This window comes from Puerhibacterium puerhi (assembly GCF_009846865.1).
Classification (GTDB): Bacteria; Actinomycetota; Actinomycetes; order Actinomycetales; family Cellulomonadaceae; genus Puerhibacterium; species Puerhibacterium puerhi.
On record NZ_WUWN01000009.1, the window covers coordinates 91,515 to 109,278 of the forward strand.

Annotated in this window: 12 protein-coding genes and 1 pseudogene; 12 read left to right on the forward strand and 1 reads right to left on the reverse strand. The window is 75.1% G+C overall.

The features are described from left to right. Positions 1-4: 4 nt before the first annotated feature. From GSF02_RS07445 to aztD, 11 genes and pseudogenes are all read left to right on the forward strand, one after another. The gene (locus GSF02_RS07445; protein WP_159794356.1) at positions 5-3,400 is read left to right on the forward strand and encodes an ATP-binding protein; all 3,396 of its coding nucleotides are present in this window, start codon (positions 5-7) and stop codon (positions 3,398-3,400) included. Between the two features lie 52 nt (positions 3,401-3,452). Next, positions 3,453-3,740, forward strand: a complete 288-nt coding sequence (locus tag GSF02_RS07450) for a hypothetical protein (protein ID WP_159794306.1) — start codon at positions 3,453-3,455, stop codon at positions 3,738-3,740. Between the two features lie 32 nt (positions 3,741-3,772). After that, positions 3,773-6,250 (forward strand): glycogen/starch/alpha-glucan phosphorylase, encoded by a 2,478-nt coding sequence (locus GSF02_RS07455; RefSeq protein ID WP_159794308.1) that lies wholly within the window; start codon positions 3,773-3,775, stop codon positions 6,248-6,250. Positions 6,251-6,344: 94 nt separating this feature from the next. Further along, complete coding sequence (locus tag GSF02_RS07460) at positions 6,345-7,883, forward strand: MFS transporter (RefSeq protein ID WP_159794310.1); 1,539 nt, start codon at positions 6,345-6,347, stop codon at positions 7,881-7,883. Positions 7,884-7,943: 60 nt separating this feature from the next. Then, a complete protein-coding gene (locus tag GSF02_RS07465) occupies positions 7,944-9,077 on the forward strand; it encodes an aminopeptidase P family protein (protein ID WP_159794312.1) in 1,134 nt (377 codons plus the stop codon). 153 nt (positions 9,078-9,230) lie between these two features. Next, positions 9,231-10,730 carry an APC family permease gene (locus tag GSF02_RS07470; protein WP_159794314.1) on the forward strand — a complete coding sequence of 500 codons (1,500 nt, stop codon included), beginning with the start codon at positions 9,231-9,233 and terminating at the stop codon, positions 10,728-10,730. After that, entirely contained in the window at positions 10,727-11,215 is a 489-nt protein-coding gene (locus GSF02_RS07475; RefSeq protein WP_235915435.1) for a hypothetical protein, read from the forward strand. The genes GSF02_RS07470 and GSF02_RS07475 overlap by 4 nt, the downstream gene beginning before the upstream one ends. Next, positions 11,212-12,618 carry a dipeptidase gene (locus GSF02_RS07480; protein ID WP_159794316.1) on the forward strand — a complete coding sequence of 469 codons (1,407 nt, stop codon included), beginning with the start codon at positions 11,212-11,214 and terminating at the stop codon, positions 12,616-12,618. The genes GSF02_RS07475 and GSF02_RS07480 overlap by 4 nt, the downstream gene beginning before the upstream one ends. Positions 12,619-12,724: 106 nt before the next feature. Continuing rightward, positions 12,725-12,820 (forward strand): annotated as a pseudogene (rpmG, locus tag GSF02_RS07485) (50S ribosomal protein L33); the annotation flags it as partial. Continuing rightward, a complete protein-coding gene (locus tag GSF02_RS07490) occupies positions 12,817-13,098 on the forward strand; it encodes a type B 50S ribosomal protein L31 (protein WP_159794318.1) in 282 nt (93 codons plus the stop codon). The pseudogene rpmG and the gene GSF02_RS07490, both read left to right, overlap by 4 nt. Positions 13,099-13,317: 219 nt before the next feature. Further along, positions 13,318-14,655: a zinc metallochaperone AztD gene (aztD, locus tag GSF02_RS07495; RefSeq protein ID WP_159794320.1), complete on the forward strand. Its 1,338-nt coding sequence runs from the start codon at positions 13,318-13,320 to the stop codon at positions 14,653-14,655. Positions 14,656-14,715: 60 nt separating this feature from the next. On the opposite strand, the gene GSF02_RS07500 is transcribed toward aztD, so the two are convergent. Next, on the reverse strand, positions 14,716-16,518 hold the full coding sequence (locus GSF02_RS07500; protein WP_159794322.1) for a helicase HerA-like domain-containing protein: 1,803 nt from the start codon (positions 16,516-16,518) through the stop codon (positions 14,716-14,718). Between the two features lie 66 nt (positions 16,519-16,584). Between GSF02_RS07500 and GSF02_RS07505 the strand changes: the two genes are divergently transcribed. Further along, on the forward strand, positions 16,585-17,466 hold the full coding sequence (locus tag GSF02_RS07505) for a DegV family protein (protein WP_159794324.1): 882 nt from the start codon (positions 16,585-16,587) through the stop codon (positions 17,464-17,466). Positions 17,467-17,764 lie beyond the last annotated feature (298 nt).

Sequence of the window (17,764 nt, forward strand, 5' to 3'; positions counted from 1 at the left end):
GCTCATGGCCGACAGCCTCTTCGGGCTGATCCCCGCCGCCTCCACGGGCCAGCAGTGGGTGGCCCGCGACCTGCAGCTGGTCAACTGGGGCGGCTACTCCGGCTGGCACCAGGTGCGGTTCGCCGCGACGGCCACGCTGCTGTCCGGCGCCTCCGGGTCGGGCAAGTCCACGCTGCTGGACGCCTACATCGCCCTGCTCATGCCGCACACGACGCCGTTCAACGGCGCCTCCAACGGCGGCGTCGTCGGGCGCCCGCGCGGCAAGGACCAGCGCAACGTCATCTCCTACTCGCGCGGCAAGATCGACGAGTCGCGCACCGCCGAGGGCACCCGCGAGACGGTGCTGCGCGGCGACGGCACCGACACGTGGTCGGCCATCGCGATGACCTGGGCCGACCAGGCCGGCAGCCTGTTCACCGCGCTGCGCGCCTGGTACGTGCCCGCCGACGCCACGCGCACCGAGGACCTCGTGGCCGTGCGCGCCTCCGTGGACGGCGCGTTCGACGCCCGCGACCTCGAGCCCGTCGCGGCGCGCCGGCTCGCCCGCGGCGCGCTGGCCGAGCTCGGCCTGACGCTGCACGACACCGACCGCGACTTCACCGCGCGCCTGCACGCCACCCTCGGCATCGGCGCGGCCGGCGGCGGGGCGAAGGCCGTCGCGCTGCTCGGGCGCATCCAGGCCGGCCAGCAGATCACCACCGTCGACGCGCTGTACAAGTCGATGGTCCTCGAGGAGCCCGAGACGCTCGCCGTCGCCGACGCGGCCGTCGCGCACTTCGACGACCTGGCCGGCACGCGCACCCGCATGCTCGTGGCCAAGGACCAGGTCCGCGTGCTGGCGCCGATCCGCCGGCACCGCGCCGCCGTCGACGCCGCGCGCGAGCGGCTCGCCGTCATCGGCGAGGTCGGCACGTTCGACGACGCCGCGTCGCCGGCGAGCCTGTGGCGGCACGAGCGTCGCCTCGGCCTGCTGCGCGCGGCCGAGGCGGACGTGCGCCGCCGGGCGCGCGACGCCAAGGCCGACGTCGCGTCGCGCCAGGCCGCGCACGAGGGGCAGGCCGCCGCGCTCGACGGGCTGCGCCAGGCCCTGTGGGCCGCCGGCGGCGAGCGCGCCGCCACGGCGGAGCGCGAGATCGCCGCCGCCCGCGCCCGCGTGGCCGACGTGCGCCGCGCCCGCGCCGTGCTCGACGGCGCGCTGGAGCGGCTCGGCGCCACGGTGGGCTCGCGCGCCGACTTCGACCGGCAGGTCGCCGCCTCCCGCGCGGCGCTCGACGACGTCGCCGGCGCGCGCCGCCGCTCGCTCGACGCGCTGTACGCCGCCAGCGACGCCGCCCGCCAGGCCCGCCAGGAGGTCGAGCGGCTGGAGCGCGAGCGCGAGTCCTTCGCCCGGCGCCGCGGCAACGTGCCCGACGGTCACCACCGCGCCCGCGTCGCCCTCGCCCAGGCGGCGGGGCTCGAGGTCGACGACCTGCCGTTCGTGGCGGAGCTGCTCGAGCTGCGCCCGGAGCACGAGCACTGGCGCGAGGCCGCCAACCTGGCGCTCGGCGGGTTCGCGCTCAGGCTGGTCGTCGACGAGCGGCGGCTCGCGGGCTTCCGCGCGGCGATCGACCAGGTGCCGTCGGCCGTGCGGCTGCGGTACGAGGGCGTCCCGGTGGACCTGGCCGAGGACGTCGCGCGCGACGAGCGCACGCTGCCGGGCCGGCTCGACGTCAAGCCCGGGCCGTTCGCGGGCTGGCTCGCCGGCCGGCTGGCCACCGCCTACGACTACGTCTGCGTCGACGACCCCGCCGAGCTGGGCCGGCACGCCAAGGCGCTGACCCGCACCGGGCAGACCTCGGACGGCGCCCGCGGCGCGCACGGCGGCCACGGCCGCGAGAACGTGCTCGGCTTCACCAACTCCCGCCGCCTGGCCGACCTCGACGCCCGCCTGGAGTCCGCCCGCGAGGCGGAGCGCCGGGCGGCGGAGGTGCGCGCCGGCGCCGAGCTGCGGGACGCCGCCCTGGCCGAGCAGACGGCGGCGCACGAGCGCGTCGTCGAGCTGGTCTGGGAGCACGTCGACGTGGCAGCGGCCCAGGCCGAGCTGGAGCGGTGGGAGGCAGTGCTGGCCGACCTGCAGGACGGCGACACCGACGTGCGCGAGCTGCGCGACCGCGTCGCGGTCCAGGCGCGGGCGGTCGACGAGCTGCACTCCCAGGTCGTGCGGGCGCGCGACGCGCAGGCGGCGCTCGACGCGCGGTGGGAGGAGGTCACCGAGGCGGTCGACGTCGCGCAGGCGGCGCTCGACGCCGCCGAGGCGCGCGGCACCGCGCTGGCCGCCGCGCACCGGGCCTACCTCGACGACCTGCTCGCCCGCGCGGCGGGCGGCGACGCCGCGGGTGAGCACGGCGCGGGCGAGCGTGGCGCGGGCGGCGACGCCGCCGGCGACCTCACGCTCCCGGCGTTCGACGCCGCGCTGCACGCGGTGGGCCAGCGGCTCGTCTTCGACCGCGAGCAGGCCACGGCCGCCGTCACGGCGGGCCTCGACGCGCTGCGCACGGTGTTCGAGACGTTCACCCGCCAGTGGCCCGACCCGAACCTCGGCACGGACCCCGACGCGTCCTACCCCGACTTCGAGCGGGTGCTCACCGCGCTGGAGACCGAGCGGCTGCACGAGCTCGAGGCGCAGTGGTCGCGCAACCTCGCACGCATGTCCGGCGACGACCTCACCGCGCTGGACGCCGCGATCAGCCGGGCCCTGCGGGAGATCTCCGAGCGCATCGACCCGGTCAACGAGATCCTCGGCCACCTGCCGTTCGCGGACGACGACCACCGCCTGCGGATCGACCCGCGCCCGGTGCAGTCCGCCGTCATCGCCCGGTTCCGGCGCGACCTGCGCGACGTGCGCGGCTCGCTGGGCCCGGACGCCACGGACGCCGAGCGCGAGGCGCGGTTCGCCCGCATGGAGCGGGTCATCGACCGCATCCGCCGCACCAGCCCGGACTTCACCGACCTGGTCGACGTGCGCCGGCACGTGCGCATCAGCGCCGAGAAGGTCGACCTCGCCGGCAACCACGTGGCCCTCTACGACCACATCGGCGAGAAGTCCGGCGGCGAGTCGCAGGAGCTCGTGGCGTTCATCGTCGGCGCGGCGCTGCGCTACCAGCTCGGCGACGCCGGCGCCCGGCGCCCGCGCTACGCCCCGGTGTTCCTCGACGAGGCGCTCATCAAGGCCGACGCCCAGTTCTCGGGCCGGGCCGTGCGCGCCTGGCGCGGGCTGGGCTTCCAGCTCGTGATCGGCGCGCCGCTCGACAAGGTCAGCGCCCTGGAGCCGCACGTCGACGCCGAGTACGTGGTGGTCAAGGACGAGCAGGGCCGGTCGCGGGCCGTGGCGGTGGTCGGCCTGGCGGACGACGTCGCCTGACCGCACCGGGACGCCCGGTTGCCAGGCGCGGGGCCGTGCGCAGCATGGAGGCATGGACACGTTCATCGTCCCCGTGACCTTCCCGAACCTCGACACCGCGACCCGCGACTCCGGGTCGTTCCAGGACGCCCTGCGCACGGCCGGCCTCACCGCCGAGCTCGTCGGCGTGCCGGACGACGACGCGCAGGACGACGCGGCGCGCCCGGACCCGGGCCCCGCCACGTTCGAGCTGCGGGTCGAGGCGGCCGACGCCGACGAGGCGGTCCGCCGGGTGCAGCAGGTGGCCGACGGCCAGTTCCCTCCGGGCATGCTGCTGCTCGGTGCCGCGACACCCGTCTGACGAGGCCCGTCGTGTCCTTGTAGTGTCGAGACGTGACCGAGACGACCCCGCTCATCGCCACGCCCGAGCACTCCGTCGACGGCTTCGTCCGGCAGTACCTGCGCGAGCTGACGTACTCGCAGGGCACCACGCTCGAGCGTGCCTCGACCCACGACCAGTACCTCGCCCTGGCCCGCACGGTGCGGGACTACCTCATGGCGCGCTGGACCCGCACGGTGGACAGCTTCCTGCGCAGCGACGACGCGCGGGCGGTCGCCTACCTGTCGGCGGAGTACCTCCTGGGGCGCCAGCTCGACAACGCGCTGATCGCCACCGACCTGCAGGACATCGCCGCGCAGGGCCTCGAGCGCCTGGGGATCTCCCTGGAGGACCTGCGCGCCGCCGAGGTGGAGCCCGGCCTGGGCAACGGCGGGCTGGGCCGCCTGGCCGCGTGCTTCATGGACTCGCTCGCCACCATGGACGTGCCGGCCATCGGGTACGGGATCCGCTACGAGTACGGCATCTTCCGCCAGACGTTCGTGGACGGCCGCCAGGTCGAGGAGCCGGACAACTGGCTGGACAACGGCTCGCCGTGGGAGTTCGCGGCGCCCGAGCAGGAGGTCACCGTCGGCTTCGGCGGCCACACCGAGAAGTACACCGACGACGGCGGCACCGAGCGGTCGCGGTGGGTGCCGGGCTGGCAGGTGCTCGGCGTGCCCTACAACTACATGGTCCCCGGCTACCAGAACGGCCGGGTCAACACGCTGCGGCTGTGGAGCGCCCGCGCCACGCACGCGTTCGACCTGCGGATCTTCAACTACGGCGACTACACCGAGGCGGTGCGCGCCCAGACGTACGCCGAGAACATCTCCAAGGTGCTGTACCCGGAGGACTCGACGCCGCAGGGCAAGGAGCTGCGCCTGCAGCAGCAGTACTTCTTCGTGGCCTGCTCCCTGCGCGACTTCGTCGACAACGTCCTCGGCCAGGACTTCGACCTGCACCGCCTGCCCGAGCGCGTCGTCTTCCAGCTCAACGACACCCACCCCGTCATCGCGATCCCCGAGCTCATGCGCCTGCTCGTGGACGAGAAGGGCTTCGGCTGGGACGAGGCGTGGGAGGTGACGCAGCGGTGCTTCGCCTACACCTGCCACACCCTGCTGCCCGAGGCGCTCGAGGTGTGGCCGGTCGAGCTGCTCGGCCGCCTGCTGCCGCGCCACCTGGAGATCATCTACCGCATCAACGACGAGTTCCTGGCCCAGGTCCGCGAGCGCTCGGGCGGCGACGAGATGCTGGTGCGGCGCATGTCGATCGTGGCCGAGCACCCCGAGCGTGCGGTGCGCATGGCCTTCCTCGCCACCGTCGCGTCGTCCAAGGTCAACGGCGTCGCCGAGCTGCACTCGCAGCTGCTGCGGGACAAGGTGCTGCAGGACTTCGCGAGCTTCTTCCCGGACAAGTTCACCAACGTCACCAACGGCATCACGCCGCGCCGGTTCGTGCGGCTGGCCAACCCCGGCCTGTCGGGGCTGATCACCGAGGCCATCGGCGACGGCTGGGTCACCGACCTGGACCGCCTGCGCGAGCTGGAGCCGCTGGCCGACGACGCCGAGTTCCGCCGCCGCTTCCGCGAGGTCAAGGCGGCCAACAAGGCGCGCCTGGTGGGCTTCCTCGCCGAGCGGGACGGGATCGACATCGACCCGGGCACGATGCTCGACGTCATGGTCAAGCGCCTGCACGAGTACAAGCGGCAGGTGCTCAAGCTGCTGCACGTGGTCACGCTCTACGAGCGCATCCGCTCCGGCGAGCTGGACCCGGCCGGCGTCACCCCGCGCACCGTCGTGTTCGGCGCCAAGGCGGCGCCCGGCTACCGGATGGCCAAGGAGATCATCGCGCTGATCAACCACGTGGCGGCGCGCGTCAACACCGACCCGGTGGTCTCGCAGGTGCTGCGGGTCGCCTTCCCGGCGAACTACAACATCACTGTCGCCGAGACCCTGATCCCCGCCGCCGACCTGTCCGAGCAGATCTCGCTCGCCGGCAAGGAGGCGTCGGGCACGGGCAACATGAAGTTCGCCCTCAACGGCGCGCTGACGATCGGCACCGACGACGGCGCCAACGTGGAGATCCGCCAGCTCGTCGGCGACGAGAACTTCTTCCTGTTCGGCCTCACCGAGCCGGAGGCCAGCGCGATCCAGGAGGCCGGCTACCGGCCGGCGGCGTACTACGAGCAGAACGCGACCCTGCGCCGCACCCTGGACCTCGTCGCCGCGGGGGAGTTCTCCGGCGGGGACCGCAGCGTGTTCGAGCCGATCGTCTCGAACCTGCTGCACGAGGACCGCTTCATGGTGCTGGCGGACTTCCAGTCCTACCTCGACGCCCAGGAGCGGGTGGAGGCGGCGTACGCGGACGCGGACGCGTGGAGCCGGTCCGCAGTGCTCAACGTCGCCCGCAGCGGCTACTTCTCCTCCGACCGCTCGATGCGCGACTACCTGGACCGCATCTGGCACGCGCACCCGGTGACCATCAGCGCCTGACCGCCCGGCTTCACCCCGCCCGGGTGAGCCCTCGGGGTCCGGCGGTCCCTACGGTGGCAGGCCGAGGCCTGTTCGCCCGCGGGGAGGTGGCCGCATGGTCGGCACGAGCACGCACGCCGGCGCGAGCACGACGGCGCGGGGGGTGCTGGCCGCGACCTGCCTGTCGACGCTGGTGGTCAACGCCAACACCTCCGCCGTGAGCATCCTGCTCCCGGCGATCAGCGCGGACACCGGTACGTCGGTCGAGACCCTGCAGTGGGCGGTGACCGGCTACTCGCTGGTCGGCGCGGCGGTGATCATCACCTCCGGGTCGCTGGGCGACGTGTTCGGCCGCAAGCGGGTCTTCCAGCTCGGGCTGCTGCTGTTCGTCGCCTCCTGCGTGCTGATCGCCGTGGCGCAGTCGGGGGCGATGGTGATCGCCGGACGCGTCGTCCAGGGCGCCGCCGGCTCGACGATCCTCGCGTGCGGCCTGAGCCTGCTCACCGTCGCCATCACCGACGACACGGCGCGGCTGCGCGCCGTCTCGCTGTGGGGTGCCGCGGCGGCGGTCGGCGCCGCGGCCGGGCCGCTGGTGGGCGGCGTGCTGGTGGAGCTCACCGGGTGGCAGGGCCTGTTCTGGATCGACGCCGTGGTCGCGGTGGTGTGCATCCTGCTCGCCTACGCCACGGTGGCCGAGTCGCGCGACCCCGACCGGCCCCGCTCGATCGACTACGCCGGCTCCGCGCTGGTGGCGCTGACCCTGATGCCGCTCATCCTCGGGGTGAGCAAGAGCGGTGAGTGGGGCTGGGTCTCGCCGGGCACGCTCGCCTGCCTCGCGATCACCGTGGCCGCGGGGTTCGCGTTCGTGGCCGTCGAGCGGCGGGTGCGCGTCCCGCTGCTCGACCTGGGCCTGCTGCGCAACCGCGTGCTCGTGGGGTCCACGCTCGCCATCCTCATTGGGGCCGGCACGATCAACGCCCTGATGTACCTGCTGAGCCTGTACTTCCAGGACCCCGCCACGCTCGGCCTCAGCCCGCTGCAGGCGGGGCTCGCCACCGTCCCGGCCACCGTCGGCCTGGTGGTGATCGCACCGGTCGTGCCGCAGATCGCCGGGCGCATCGGCGCGCGGCAGACCATCGCCGCCGGGTTCGCCCTCACCGCCGCCGGGTTCGTGATCGTCGGATTCGCCCAGGGCCCCTGGCGGTACGCGGCGTTCCTGCTGCCGCTGGTGGCGATCGCCGTCGGCATGGGGCTGACGAACGGGCCCGCGTCCGCCGCCGCGACCGCCTCGGTGGCCGAGCGGCAGGTGGGGGAGGCGTCCGGGGTCTCCAACATGGCCCGGTACGTGGGCGCCGCGGTCGCCACGGCGCTCGCCGCGACGATCTACGCGTCGGTCACCGCGGGCCGCGAGGCGGCCGGCGAGTCGACGGCGGACGCGCTCGCCACCGGCCTGGGCGCCGCGTCCTGGGTCATGGCGGTGGCCTGCCTGCTGGGCCTCCTGCTCGCCGTCGTCGCCGTCCGGCGCCAACGGGCGGCGGGGCGCGCGACCCTCGAGGACTCCGCCGCCGCCGCGGCGGCCCACCTGCACACGATCCCGACGTCGAGGTCGGGGCACCGGCCGCGGCCGGCGAGCCCCGCGCGCGGGGCGGCCTGACCTCAGCCACGTCCCGGGGCGGCGGCCCGATCCGGCAGCCCGAGCCACGAGGAGACGACGATGTCCCAGACCTCAGGTTTCCCCGCACCGTTCACGCGCGAGGACTATGCCACCCGGATGCGCCGGGCCCTCGACGATGCCGCGGCCGCCGGGCTCGACGGGCTGGTCGTGACGCCCGGGCCCGACCTCGTGTGGCTCACCGGGTACCGGCCGACGGCGATCACCGAGCGCCTCACCGCGCTCGTGCTGGCCGCCGACCGGGACCCCACGCTACTGGTACCCGTCCTCGAGCGCCCCGACGCCGAGGCGGCAGAAGGGGCAGCGGCGGCCGCCCTCGTCGACTGGGCCGACGGCGCCGACCCCTACGCCGCCGCGAGCGCGCTGCTGCGCCCCGGAGGCCGCTACGCCGTGTCCGACAGCGCCTGGGCGATGCACCTGCTCGGCCTGCAGGCCGCGGTGCCCGGGGCGCGGTTCCACCCGACCACCGAGCGGCTGCCGATGCTGCGGGCGGTGAAGGACGCGAACGAGCTGGCCCGGCTGACCGCCGCGGCGCGGGCGGCCGACGCGGCCTACGAGGAGATCGTCACCGTGCGCTTCGAGGGGCGCAAGGAGACCGAGGTCGCCGCGGACCTGGCCGACCTCCTGCGCCGCTTCGGGCACGAGCAGGTGGACTTCACCGTCGTCGGCTCGGGCCCGAACGGCGCCAACCCGCACCACGAGGCGGGCGACCGGGTCATCGAGGCAGGCGACTGCGTGGTGCTCGACTTCGGCGGCCTGATGTTCGGCTACGGCTCCGACACCAGCCGCACGGTGTGCGTCGGCGAGCCGTCGGCCGAGGTCCGGCAGGTGCACGACGTCGTCCGGGCGGCGCAGGAGGCCGGGGTGGCGGCCGTCCGCCCGGGTGCGGCGTGCCAGGAGGTCGACCGGGCGGCGCGGCGGCTGATCGCCGACGCCGGGTACGGCGAGCGGTTCATCCACCGCACGGGGCACGGCATCGGGCTGACGACCCACGAGCCGCCGTACATGATCGAGGGCGAGGAGCGGCAGATGGTGCCCGGCATGTGCTTCTCGGTCGAGCCTGGCGTCTACCTCCCGGGGCGTCTCGGCGTGCGGATCGAGGACATCGTCACCGTGACCGAGGACGGCGGCCGGCGGCTGAACACCACGGATCGGGAGCTGCGAGCGGTCGGGTGAGGGGCCCACCCGCGACTACCCGCCGGAGGTGAGGCGGCGCCCGCCACCGTGGACGCAGCATCGGTCGGGACGGTGGTTCGCGGCTGGCTCGACGATGAGGAGTCCGGACATGACGATGGTGTACGGTTGCTCCGCCCTCGGGGGTGGGGCGCGATGAGCGCGATGGACCTGCCGGCGGACCGGCCGGTTCCCCGGCCGGCGTCCGCGCCGGCTTCCCAGGCGTCGCCCGCGTCGGCGCGGACCAAGGCGACCGCGACCGTCTGGATCTCGTGGGTCGCCCTGGCGCTCATGACCACCAGCTCGGTGGCCAGCCTGCGCGCGGCTCCGACGATGGCGGTCTACGGGCTGGCGTGCGTGTTCCTGTACATCGTCCCGGCGATCGTGTTCCTGCTGCCCACCTCCCTCGTGTCGGCGGAGCTGGCCTCGGGCTGGGACGGCGGGGTCTACAAGTGGGTGTCCCTGGGCATCTCGAACCCCATGGGCTTCCTCGCGATCTGGTGCCAGTTCGCGATGACGATCTTCTACTACCCGAGCCTGCTCGGGTTCGTCGCGAGCACGCTGGCATACGTGATCAACCCGGCGCTCGCGTCCAGCGGCGTCTGGACGGCGCTGGTGATCGTGGTCGTGTACTGGACCGGCGTCTGGGTCTCCTCGCGCGGCACGTCCGGCGTCGCGGGGCTCGCGAGCGCAGGCCTGATCATCGGCACGCTGATCCCCGGCACCGTGCTCGTGACGCTCGGCGCCGTCTTCCTGGGCCAGGGGAACCCGTCGGCGGCGCCGATGGACGCCTCCCACCTCCTGCCGCAGTGGGCCGGCCTGGCCAGCCTGGTGCTGATCGTGAACAACTTCCTGTCCTACTCGGGCATGGAGATGAACGCCGTCCACGTGGGATCGCTGCGGAACCCCGGCAGGGAGTTCCCCAAGGCGATGTTCCTGGCCATGGGGCTGGTGCTGCTGATCTTCATCCTGCCCGCGCTGGCCATCAGCTGGGTCGTCCCCGCCGAGCAGCTCTCCTTGACCGCCGGCGTGATGCAGGCGTTCGACGCGGTGTTCGCCCAGTTCGGCACGCAGTGGCTGACGCCGATCTTCGGCATCATGCTCGTGGCGGCCTCCCTCGGCGGCATGCTCACGTGGCTGGCAGGGCCGTCCAAGGGGCTGCTGCTCATCTCCCGGCAGGAGGGCTACCTCCCGCCCTTCCTGCAGCGGCTCAACAAGCACGGCGTGCAGCAGAACATCCTCGTCACCCAGGGCATCATCACCACGGTCATCGCCCTGGGCTACGCGCTGATCCCGAACGTCTCCAGCGCCTACTGGATCTTCTCGGTCATCACCACGCAGGTGTACCTGATCATGTACCTGCTGATGTTCGCCGCCGCCGCCCGGCTGCGGCGCAGGGACCCGGACCACCCGCGCGGGTACCGGGCGCCCATGCTCGTCACGATCTGCGTGGTCGGGTTCGTGGCGTCCCTCGCCGCGCTGCTGGTGGGCTTCATCCCGCCGTCGCAGTTCGGCGGCAGCAACCCGCTGGTCTACCTGCTGATCGTCGGCGGCGGCGCGCTCGGGCTGGGGCTCCTCGTGCCGTTCTTGTTCTACCGGTTCCGCAAGCCGTCGTGGAAGCAGCCCGAGCCGGCCGGGCGGGAGGCGTCGTCATGACCGACCAGACCGCGAGGCAGCCCGGCGGCCAAGCCGTCGCCGGCAGCACGGCCGCGGAGCGGCCGGACCCGTGGCGCCGCGTCGTCTACTGGGCCGCGCTGGGCCTGCTCGTCCTGCTCGCCGTGGTGGCGCTGCTGATGTTCCGGGCGGCCCGCACGACCACCGAGGCGCAGGAGAAGGCCGACCAGCTCATCGCCGCCCTCGAGGACGCCGGCGCCCAGGCGCCGTCGCAGGAGCAGATCGTGCGGGTCCTCGGCGACGACGGCGGGGCGGCGTGCCAGGACCCGGGCAACGCCCTGCGCAAGGCCACCCTTCTCGCGCAGCTGACGAACGGGGCCTCCGGCCCCGGGACCCGCCCGGTGGTCGCCGACAGCCGCGTGGTCCAGGGACAGCTCCTCATCGTCCAGATCTACTGCCCGGACGAGCTGCAGGAGTTCGAGGACACCGTCGCGAGCCTGGAGCTGCAGGACGTGGTGAACGGATGACGACCGCCGACCGCGCCACCGGTTCGACCGCCGGACCCACCGCTGACCTCGAGGCCCGGGTGCGGGCCCAGATGTCCCGGACCCGCACGGACCTGGCCGAGCTGGTGGCCATCCGGTCGGTCGCGGACGCGCGCCAGTTCCCGCCCGAGGAGTGCGCGCGCGCCGCGCGCTGGGTCTGCGAGGCGTTCCGCGAGCTGGGCTTCGCCGACGTCGCGCTGCACGACACGCCCGACGGCAGCCAGGCGGTCGTCGGGTCTCGTCCCGGCGGCGGTCCCGGAGCTCCGACCGTGCTCCTCTACGCGCACTACGACGTCCAGCCGCCGCTCGACGACGGGGCCTGGCGCACGCCCCCGTTCGAGCTCACGGAGGCGGACGGGCGGTGGTTCGGGCGCGGCGCGGCCGACTGCAAGGGCAACATCGTCATGCTCCTGACCGCCCTGCGCGCGCTCGAGGACGACGTCCCGGTGAACCTCCGGCTGGTCGTGGAGGGCTCGGAGGAGCAGGGCACCGGCGGGCTGGAGGACTTCGTGCCCGGTCACGCCGACCTGCTGCAGGCAGACGCGGTCCTCGTCTGCGACACCGGCGACGCGGCCGTCGGCGTCCCCGCGGTCACCGTCAGCCTGCGGGGCATGGTCAACGTCGTCGTCGACGTCGAGGCGCTGCCGTCGGAGCTGCACTCCGGCATGTTCGGCGGTCCGGCCCCGGACGCGCTCGCCGCGCTCGTGGCCATGCTGGCCACGCTCCGGGACGAGGGCGGCGACACCACGGTGCTCGGCCTGGACCACACCCAGACCTGGCCAGGGGCGCCGTACGACCCCGACGCGTTTCGCCGCGACGCCGGCGTGGCGCCCGCCGAGTCGCTCCTCGGCTCGGGCACGGTCTCGGACATGCTGTGGGCCCGGCCGGCCCTCACGGTCCTCGGCATCGACTGCCCGCCCGTCGTGGGGTCGTCCGCCTCCATCGTGCCCCGGGCGAGCGCCCGGCTGAACCTCCGCATCCCACCGGGCATCGCACCGGACCAGGCGCAGACGGCCCTGACCGGGCACCTGGCCGAGGTCGCGCCGTGGGGGGTCCAGGTGGGCGTGCGGCTCGAGTCGAAGGGGGCGCCCTTCCGGGCCGGCACGGAGGGACCGGCGTACGCGGCGATGGCCGCGGCGATGCGGGAGGCGTTCGGGCGCGACATGGTGCTGCTCGGCCAGGGCGGATCCATCCCGCTGTGCACCGTCCTCGCCGAGACCTACCCGGACGCCGAGCTGCTGCTGATGGGCGTGGAGGAGCCGCTGGCCCTGATCCATGCCCCCAACGAGAGCGTCGACCCGCAGGAGATCGAGCGCCTGGCCGTCGCCGTGGGCGGCTTCCTGCAGCGGTACGCCGGGGAGCCGACGCCGCCGCCGTCGCCGTGACAGGTGCACGAGAGGGAGGCGCGTCACCTCTGGCGGGTGGCGCGCCGCCGTCGTTCCCTGGAGGAGACGGCCGGGAATACTTGCACGTCGCGGGCGCTTAGGAGACAAGAACCGCCGCAACTACCCGGACCGCATGGTCGTCCGCAGGTACGACCCGGTCGCCAGGCAGCACGTCGACTTCCGCGAGGAGCGCCCGAGATGAAGAAGGACATCCACCCCACCTACGGCCCCGTCGTGTTCCGCGACGCGAGCGCCGGGTTCGCCTTCCTGACCCGCTCGACCCTGGCCGGGGACACGGCCGCGGGCCCGGGCCGGCCCGCCAAGACGATCGAGTGGGAGGACGGCAACACCTACCCGGTCGTGGACGTGGAGATCTCCAGCGCGAGCCACCCGTTCTGGACGGGCAGCGCGCGTGTGGTCGACACCGCCGGTCGCGTGGAGAAGTTCCGCCAGCGCTACGGCGACCGCGGCAAGCGCTGACCCCGCTGCCCGGGCCCGCCGGTCCGGGCACCGAGAGCCGACAGCACGACGCGCGAGGGCGCGGCACCTGCGGGTGCCGCGCCCTTCGTCGTCCCGTCACACGTCGCGCCAGGTCACGAACCGGCAAGATGCAGTTGATAATCGTTCTCACTTCTGCTTCGCTGGGCGCATCGCGTGAGAACCGTTCTCATGTGATCCGACGACGCAGAAGGACCCCGCATGCACCGCACGACCACCCGCCGCCTGTCGGCGCTCGCCCTGATGCTGCCGCTGGCCCTCGCGGCCTGCGCCCCGAGCGACGCCGGCTCCGACGCCGCCGCGTCCACGCCCGCCCCTGAGGAGACCCCTGCCGCCACCGAGGAGCAGGCCCCCACCCCACGCATCGCCGTGACCTACGACGGCGGCGTCCGCGTGCTCGACGCGATGACGCTGGAGGAGGTGGGCGACCTGGAGATCGGCGGCTTCACCCGGCTCAACCCGGCCGGCGACGGGCGGCACCTGCTGGTCTCCACCACCGGCGGCTTCCGCGTCCTGGACGCCGGCACGTGGGCGCAGGCGCACGGCGACCACGCGCACTACTGGACGTCGGCGCCCGAGCTGCTGGACGTCATGTACCCGGCCGAGGAGCCGGGCCACGCGGTGCACCACGCCGGGCGCACCGCGCTGTTCGCCGACGGCACCGGCGAGGTCACCGTGCTCGACCCGGCCCACGTCGCCGAGCCGGGCGACGCCGTCGTCGACCGGCTCGCGCTCCCCGCCGCGCACCACGGCGTCGCCGTGCCGCTGTCGGACGACACCATGGTGGTCTCCGAGGGCACCGCGGAGACCCGCACGGGCATCCGCGTGCTGGACGCCGACGGCGCCGAGCTCGCGGCGAACGACCAGTGCCCGGGCGTGCACGGGGAGGCCGTCGCCGCCGACGAGGCCGTGGTCATCGGCTGCGAGGACGGTGCGCTCGTCTACGCCCACGGCACGATCACCAAGGTGCAGGCGCCCGACGCCTACGGCCGGATCGGCAATCAGGCCGGCAGCGACGCGTCGCCCGTCGTGCTCGGCGACTACAAGACCGACCCGGACGCGGAGCTCGAGCGCCCGACGCGCGTCTCCCTCGTCGACACCCGCGACGCGTCCCTCACGCTGGTCGACCTGCCCGCGAGCTACACGTTCCGCTCCCTGGCCCGCGGCGACGACGGCGAGGCGCTCGTGCTCGGCACCGACGGGCAGCTGCACGTCATCGACCCGGAGGCCGGCACGCTCGTGAGGTCCGTCCCGGTGATCGACGCCTGGGAGGAGCCGGTCGAGTGGCAGGAGCCGCGCCCGGCGGTCCTCGCGCTCGACGGCTCGGTCTACGTGACCGACCCGGCGACGCAGTCGGTCCACGCCGTCGACGTGGAGTCCGGGAAGGTGTGGAAGAGCGCGCAGCTCGACGTGACACCGAACGAGATCAGCGGCGTCACCGGCGAAGGGGCCACGGAGCACGCGCACTCCGAGCACGCGCACGCCGAGCACGACCACGAGCACGACCACGCTGGCGACGAGCACGCGCACGAGGGCTGAGGCCGCACGCCCGGCGGCGGCGCACCCGCGCGGGGCGCGCCGCCGCCGGCGTGGGCCGGCTCAGCGGCGGCGGCGCGTGCCGAAGACGGAGCGCGTGATCTCCCGGGCCAGGGTGCTGCCCGCCGTGCGCAGCAACGAGTCCAGCGGGCCGGCGGAGCGGCGCGACGACGTGCGCGCCCCGCCCGAGCGCCCGCGGGCCGCCTCGCGCTCGAGCCGCTCGCGGCGCTCCGCGAGCTCGGCCCGTTCCTTCTCCGCCTGCGCCGCGCGCTCGGCCTGCGCCTCGGCCGCGGCGCGCGCCGCGGCCTGCTCCTGGGCGCGCACCTGCAGCAGCTCCGCCGCCGACTCGCGGTCGACCGCGGTGCCGTAGGTCCGCTGCCCCGGCGAGGCGGCCACGATCCGCTCGGCGACGTCGGGCGGTGCCGGCGCCATGGCCGACTGCGGGGCCCGCACGCGCGTCCACGCCACCGGGGCCGGGGCGCCCTGCTCGGTGAGCACCGTGACCACCGCGTCGCCGGTGCCGAGCGACTGCAGCAGCCGCTCGAGGTCGTACGGGGAGCGCGGGAACGTGCGCACCGCGCGGCGCAGCGCCGTCGCGTCGTCGGGCGTGAAGGCCCGCAGCGCGTGCTGGACGCGGTTGCCGAGCTGGGCCAGGACGTCGGCCGGCACGTCCTTGGGCGACTGGGTGACGAAGAAGACGCCCACCCCCTTGGAGCGGATGAGGCGCACCGTCTGGACGACCTGCTGGAGGAACTCCTTCGAGGCGCCGGTGAACAGCAGGTGCGCCTCGTCGAGGAAGAACACCAGCCGCGGCCGCTCGGGGTCGCCGACCTCGGGCAGCTCCTGGTACAGGTCGGCCAGCAACCACATCAGGAACGTCGAGAACAGCGCCGGGCGGTCGGCGACGGCGGGCAGCTCGAGGCACGAGATCACGCCCCGGCCCTCGGCGGTGGTGCGCAGCAGGTCCGCCGTCGCGAAGGCCGGCTCGCCGAAGAACGCGTCGGCGCCCTGCGCCTGCAGCGCGACGATCTCGCGCAGGATCACCCCGGCGGTGGCGGGGGAGACGCCGCCGATGCCGTGGAGCTGGTCCCTCCCGTCGTCGGAGACGAGGTAGGCGATCGTGGACCGCAGGTCCGCGAGCTCGAGCAGCGCCAGGCCCTGGGAGTCCGCCCAGTGGAAGACGAGCCCCAGGCTCGACTCCTGCGTCGCGTTGAGGCCCAGCACCTTGCCGAGCAGCAGCGGGCCGAAGTCGGTGACGGTGGTGCGGATCGGCACGCCGGTGCCCAGGCCGCCCAGGGAGTAGAGCTCCACCGGGTAGGCGGTGGGTCGCCACGGCTGGCCGATGCCCGCGGCCCGGCGCGCGACCGCGTCGTCCGGGGCTCCCGGGACCGCGAGGCCCGACAGGTCGCCCTTGACGTCGGCGAGGAACACCGGCACCCCGGCGTCCGAGAGGCCCTCCGCCATGCCCTGGAGCGTCTTGGTCTTGCCGGTGCCGGTCGCCCCCGCCACGAGCCCGTGGCGGTTGAGCATGCGCAGCGCGAAGCCCACCTGCACGTCCGCGTCCGGCACCGGGTCCGCGCCCGGCTCGCCCTCCAGCAGCGCGCCCAGGGGCAGCGTGCCGCCGGGGGAGGCGTACGCCGCGGCGACCTCGGCCGCGTACCCCGCGAGCCCCGACGTCGGCGCCGCGGGCGGGGTCGTGCCGCCGGCCCGGGTCGCGGCCTCGGCCGCCTCGGCCGCCTCGAGGGCCGCCTGCGCCGCTGCGGCCCTCGCCTCGGCGGCCTCCGCGGCGGCCTGCGCCGCCGCCGCGCGCAGCGCGGCGAGCTCGGCGGCGGAAGGTCCGGCGGAGCGGGCGTCGTCGTCCGACATGCTCGCAACGTAGCGCGCGGCCACCGGCGGCGCTCTGCGAGCGCGCGTCGGTAGGGTGGCCGTGCCATGACCGACGCCCGCCCCTCCACGTCCCTGCCACCGGTGCGGGTGGTGACCGACTCCACCGCCTGCCTGCCGCCGGCGGCGCCCGGCGGCGCCACCCCGCTCGTCGTGCCGCTGCGGGTGGTCGCGCCCGACGGCGAGCACCGCGAGGGCGTCGACCTGGACCCCGTCGCCGTCGCCGAGCGGATCGCGGCCGGTGAGCTCCTGACGACCTCGCAGCCCCCGCCGGAGGACCTCGCGGCCGCCTACCGCGACGCGGTCCGCTCGGGTGCCCGGGCGGTCGTCGCCGTGCACCTGTCGGGTGCGCTGTCCGGCACGGTGGGCGCCGCGGCGCGCGCGGGGCAGCGCGCGATGGTCCCCGTGCGGGTCGTCGACTCGCGCACCGTCGCGATGGGCCTCGGCTTCGCCGCGCAGGCCGCTGCGGCGTGCGCGGCCGCCGGCGCCGACGCCGCGCACGTGGCCGAGCGGGCGGCGCAGGTCGCCCGCGCCGGGCGCACGCTGTTCCTCGTCGACTCGCTGGACCACCTGCGCCGCGGCGGGCGCCTGTCGGCGGGTGCCGCGGCGCTCGGCACCGCGCTCGGGGTGCGACCCCTGCTGGAGATCCGCGACGGGCGCATCCAGACGGTCCAGCGGGTGCGCACCCGCGCCGCGGCCCTCGACCGGCTCGTCACCCTCGCGGTGGAGCACGCCGCGGGCTGCGCGGCCCCGGCGGTCGCCGTGCACCACCTCGGCGCCGAGGACCGGGCCGCCGACGTCGCGCAGCGGCTCGCCGGCGAGCTCGGCGTGGCCCCGGTCGTCACACCGGTCAGCGCCGTGCTCGGCGCGCACGCCGGGCCGGGGGCCCTCGCCGTGGTGGTCACCGACGTCGGGGGGCACGCGCACTGACGGGTCGGGCGAGCAGCCCGCCGTCGCGGCGGGGCTGCCCCCAGGCGGCGTGACCCGCGGGTCCTCCACAGCCGGCCGGGGGCGGCCGACGGGGTGCACGGACCGCCGCCTAGCGTCGCCGACGTGACCACCGACGTCCCTCCCGTGCCGCCGGACCGGCAGCCGGCCGCACCGCACGCCCGGCGGCCTGCCGAGCCGCTCCCTGGGCCGCTCCCGGGGTCGCCCCCGGTGCCGGTGGCGGCGCCGGGCGACGACCGCGACGCGCTGGCCGCCGCGCTCGCGCGGTGGGACGCGGCCC